The 4,924-nt window shown below is 65.3% G+C and carries 4 protein-coding genes; all 4 read right to left on the bottom strand.

The features are described 5' to 3' along the window. Positions 1-1,452, bottom strand: a 1,452-nt coding sequence (locus EN969_RS16750; protein ID WP_127419251.1) for an FAD/NAD(P)-binding protein, incomplete at its 3' end; no start/stop codon positions are given. Beyond that, on the bottom strand, positions 1,449-2,621 hold the full coding sequence (gene ssuD, locus EN969_RS16745) for an FMNH2-dependent alkanesulfonate monooxygenase (RefSeq protein WP_063169856.1): 1,173 nt from the start codon (positions 2,619-2,621) through the stop codon (positions 1,449-1,451). The genes EN969_RS16750 and ssuD, both read right to left, overlap by 4 nt. Before the next feature lie 241 nt (positions 2,622-2,862). Then, entirely contained in the window at positions 2,863-3,801 is a 939-nt protein-coding gene (locus EN969_RS16740; protein ID WP_013528163.1) for a sugar ABC transporter substrate-binding protein, read from the bottom strand. A 14-nt stretch (positions 3,802-3,815) separates the two neighbouring features. After that, entirely contained in the window at positions 3,816-4,811 is a 996-nt protein-coding gene (locus EN969_RS16735) for an ABC transporter permease (RefSeq protein WP_063169855.1), read from the bottom strand. Positions 4,812-4,924 lie beyond the last annotated feature (113 nt).

Below are 4,924 nucleotides of genomic sequence, written 5' to 3'. Positions count from 1 at the left end.
GTGTGGACGGTGCGCGGCATTGGGGCCGATGGCCTGCGCTGACGGCAGCGTTACCAGCAGCTTGGCAATTTCAACCGCGACCGCCTGGGCATGGCGGGCGACTTCCGGCAGACCCATGAGCTCGCCGAAAGTCCCTCGTGCCAGCGGGCCGGCGACCAGGAGTGTCGCGACCGCCGCGCCGTCCCGGCCGATCGCGCGGCTGTCGAGACCTGTCTCGATGCCAAGCCCATATTGGTCCGTCCTGATCAAGCCGGCTTCCGCCAGCGAGCTTAGCGCCGGGTTCAGCTGCAGCGCCTGCCCATGGGCCGGACCGGTGGTGTTGATGACGGCAGCGAAGCGCATCGTCTCGATCCGGGTCTGCCCGCGCCGTTGAAAGCTGACAGCCAGGCTGCCGTCCTCGTCGTTCGACGCGACAAGCCTGGCGGCAATGGTGTCGACTGTACCGGCGGCATGACGCCGGTCGAGCACCGCGGCGACCTGCGGCGCGATCCTGAAACGATGCACGTCCCAGAACACGCGCAGCTGGCGCACCAGCCTTGCCCGCTCCGGCGGCGCAAGTGCGGCCCACAGCACCGGCCCCTGGAGGCGCAGCTGATCGAAGACCGACTGCCAGTTGACATTGGCGGCGCGCGCGGCCGCCAGCGTCGCGCGAATGGTCTTGAGCAGGCCGAGCGCCGTCGTGGCCGGCGCGGATGCAAAGTCGCCAAAAGGCTCGCCCCTGATATCCGGGTGGCCGCGCGAGCGCAGGCCGCGGCGCGACAGCGCGAGGATACGGCCGCGATGGCCACGGCGGTCAAGTTCGGCGACCATGTCGGCCGAGGTCAACCCGGAGCCGACGATCAGCACCGACGCCTCCGGCCCGATCCCTGAAAGCGCGGCGGAAGAGTACGGATCGGCGACGAAACCTGGCGCTTCCGTCAGCGAGGCCAGCGCGTTGGGAATTCCGGGCCGCGGATGCGTCGCTGCCAGGACGAGGATATCGGCGACGACCGGTCCGGCAGAGGTGTGCACGGTCCAGCCCGCGCCACTGGCATCGCGTGTCACGCGTGTGGCGGAACCTTCGACATGATGGACAAGGCCGGAACCGAGATACGGCGCCAGATGCTCGGCGACGTAGCGGCCGAATACGCGACGGCGCGGAAAAGCGTCGCCGTTCTTCCAGATGGCATCCGGGTCGTGTTCGAGTTCTCCGCTGCCAGCCAACCAGCGTGCAAAATGCTGCGGATCATCGGGAGCCATGCTCATCCTGACTGCGGGGACATTGACCCGGTGCGACGGTTCCTCGCTGGAATAGGCCAGGCCGCCGCCGAGCGCTGGTCGCGGCTCGATGACGGAAATCGACAGGCGCTCCGATTGAGGTGCCCGCGCCAGATGCCAGGCCACCGCCGCGCCGGAAAAGCCGCCGCCAAGGATGGCGACGCGCAACCGGCGGGCCGGAGGGAGCGCGTTCACGAGGCGCTGGCGAGCGATTTCGGCCGGTGGTCGCCGGCGATGGTCTCGCCGAACGGACCGGTGTTGACGGACGAGCCGGCGGCTTTTACCGGATGGTCGGTCGGCAGTTTCGGCAGCACCAGTTCGCCGAAGCGATAGGCTTCTTCCAGATGCGGATAGCCGGACAGGATGAAGGTATCGATGCCGAGGCGCCGGTACTCGTCGATGCGCTCGGCGATCGTGTCGGGGTCGCCGACAAGGGCAGTACCGGCACCGCCGCGCACCAGGCCGACGCCGGCCCACAAATTGGGCGCGATCTCGAGCTTGGCACGATCGCCGCCATGCAATGCGCTCATCCGCGCCTGCCCGACCGAATCCATGCGCGCAAAGACTTTTTGGGCCGAGGCGATCGTCGTGTCGTCGAGGCGGCTGATCAGCCTGTCGGCAGCGGCCCAGGCCTCCTCGGTGGTTTCGCGGGCGATGACATGCAGCCTAATGCCGAAAGAGAGCTTGCGGCCGGCCTTCTGCGCCAGTTCACGCACGCTGTCCAGCTTGCGCTCGACATCGGCGGGCGGCTCGCCCCAGGTCAAATACTTGTCGATCTCCTGCGCCGCCACCGTCGACCCGGCATCGGACGAACCGCCGAAATACAGCGGCGGGTAAGGCGTCTGCACCGGCGGAAACAGCAGCCTTCCGTCCTCGATGTGGAAATGCTTGCCGTCATGCTCGACCGTCTCGCCGCTCAGCACCCGCTTGTATATGCGCAGGAACTCCTGCGTCACCTCATAGCGTTCGGCATGCGACAGGAAAATGCCGTCGCCCTTGTTCTCCAGCGGATCGCCGCCGGTGACGACGTTGATCAGCAGGCGGCCATTGGAGATGCGGTCCAGCGTCGCAGTCATGCGCGCGGCCAGCGTCGGCGACTGCAAACCGGGCCGCACAGCGACAAGGAAACGCAAGCGTTCGGTCATCGGCACAAGAGCCGATGCGATCACCCAGGAATCCTCGCACGAGCGGCCGGTCGGCAACAGCACGCCATAGTAGCCGAGCGTGTCGGCCGCCTTCGCCACTTGCGTCAGATAGGGCAGATCGACCGATCTGCCGCCCTCGGCCGTGCCGAGATAGCGGCTGTCGCCATGCGTCGGCAGAAACCAGAGCACCTTGATACGGTCTGGAATGTGCTTGCTCATGGCCTGTCTCCCGTCGCCTGACGGAGGCGGCCGGAGATGCCTGCTTTGGTTGACGGCGAGCGCAAAAAGGTAGGCATGGCGTGGTCCTGTCCGGGTGGAAACCAGATCGCCAGTGCAGATTGCTTATTCCACAAACTCTGTAGAGTTAGTTTATTCCAATTCCGTTGCCGCTATTAGAATTTCTCTCCCCAAGAAATCGGCGGCGAGGCCGACCCGAGTGCAGCGGGCCGGCCTTCCTGCATCAGAACGCTGGTTCGACCGCGTTGACGTTGTCCTTGGTGACGACTGTCAGCGGGATCGGCAGCCGGTCCTTGACCTCCTTGCCCTCGATGATCTCGGCCATCGTGTTGATCGCCAGGCGGCCATCCTCGACGGGCGACTGGACGATGGTCGAGTACATCTCATTGGTGCGGATCGATTCGAACGCATCCTTCTGGCCATTGATGCCGACGATCGGCGGTGCGGCCTTGGAGGGGTTCGCCTCTTTCCATGCGTCGATGAAGCCGCGGGCCATCGTGTCGTCATTGGCGTAGACACCGCTGATCTGGTCGCCGAAGCGTGTGATCAGATCGCGGCTCACCACCAGCGCCTTTTGCTGGTCGAAGTCGGCGTTGACCGTGTCGAGCACGTTGATCTCGGCATTGGTTTCCTTGAGACGGTCGGTAAATCCGCTGACGCGGCCGATCGTGGTGCCGTTGCCGGCCTGGCCGGCGATGATGACGACGGAGCCCTTGCCGCCCAGCGCCTTGCTCAGCGAGTCCGCCGCCAGCTTGCCTTCCTCATAGACATCAGGCCCGGTGAACGACTTGATGAACGGCTTGGCATCGTCGCTCATCGGCGAATTGATGAGGATCGCCGGAATGTTCGCCTGCTGCGCGCGCGCCAGCCCCGGTATGTATGCCTGCGGGTCGAGCGGCCACAGGATGATGCCATCGACCTTGCGCGCAACGCAGGTGTTGAGCTGCTCGGTGCCTTTCTGGACATCAAAATCCTGGCTGAGGCTCAGGATCTCGATGCCGAGTTCCGCAGCGCGCGCCTGAAGCGCCTTGTTGGCCGGCGTCGCGTAGGCATGCGAATCCGCTGCCGTCACGTAGCAGACCGTCTTGGCGCTGGCCCAGCCCGTCGATGCCAGCACAGCCGCCATGGCGGCGACGTGAAGCATGCTTTTCTTGCCAATCATGCGTTTCCTCCCAATCATGTGGTTCCTCCTTGAGTGATTGGATTGTCGCGAACGAGCGCCGGGCGCGTGCCCGGAGCCCTCCCCTTGGTGGTAACGGCCCGATCGAGCACGACGAGCAGGATCAGGATAAGCCCGGACACGACCTGCTGGACGTATGCGGGAACGGACTGGAACTCCATCGCGATGGTCAGCGAGCCGATCGTCAGCACGCCGCCGAGCGTGCCGAGCGCGGATCCCTTGCCGCCTTCGAGACGAGTCCCGCCGACAACGACCGCGGCAATGACGGCGACCGTCAGTTCCGAGCCGAAGACAGGCGAGCCGGTGTTGGTGACGAGGCTCTGGAGAACCCCCGCCAGGCCGGCAAGCGTGCCGGCAAAGACAAAGCCGAGAAAGACGATACGGTCCGAGGCGATACCGCTTTCCTTGGCAGCCGCCGGGTTGGACCCCACCGCAAAGACGTTGCGCCCAGGTATGGTGCGCGTCAGCCAGAAATGCAGCAGCACGATCAGGGCGATGAACAGCACGCTGCGGAGGGTGAAGACATCGAGATAGATCTTGGCCAGCGCCAGGGAGAGCATGATGTCGGTTCCGGTCACCGGCTGGCTGTTGGTGATCCAGTGCGCGAGTGAGCGGAAGATCAGCATCGTCGCGAGCGTCAGCACGAGCGAATTCACCTTCAGGCCGACGACCAGCATGCCGTTGATGGCGCCTGCCAGGGTACCGACCAGGATGCCGGCGATCGCGGCAGGCAGGATGCCGATCTCTCGCTGCAGGATGACCGATACGATGCCGGCCAGGGCAAACACGGCGCCACCGGAGAGGTCGATCTGGCCCGATATCAAAAGCACCGTCAGGCCGACCGCGATCAGGCCGATCGTCGCCGCCCGGTCGAGACCGAGGCCGAGCGTCGATGCCGAGAGGTAGCCGGGGACCAACAGCGCGGAAATGACGAGCGTCAGGCCGAGAATGATGACGACGCGATGCTGCGAGACAAGCGAAAGAAAACGCATCACGCCACGCCCCGCTTGCGCAGCGCCGCATCCATGCCGACGGCACCGACGATCAGGATGCCGAGCACGAAACCCTGGATTGGCGTGCGCACACCGTCGAGCACCATGACGTT

This window comes from Mesorhizobium sp. M7A.F.Ca.CA.003.01.2.1 (genome assembly GCF_003998945.1).
Lineage (GTDB): Bacteria > Pseudomonadota > Alphaproteobacteria > Rhizobiales > Rhizobiaceae > Mesorhizobium > Mesorhizobium ciceri.
The sequence above is the reverse complement of the archived record's forward strand: the minus strand, read 5'-3'. Positions and strand labels throughout refer to the sequence as shown.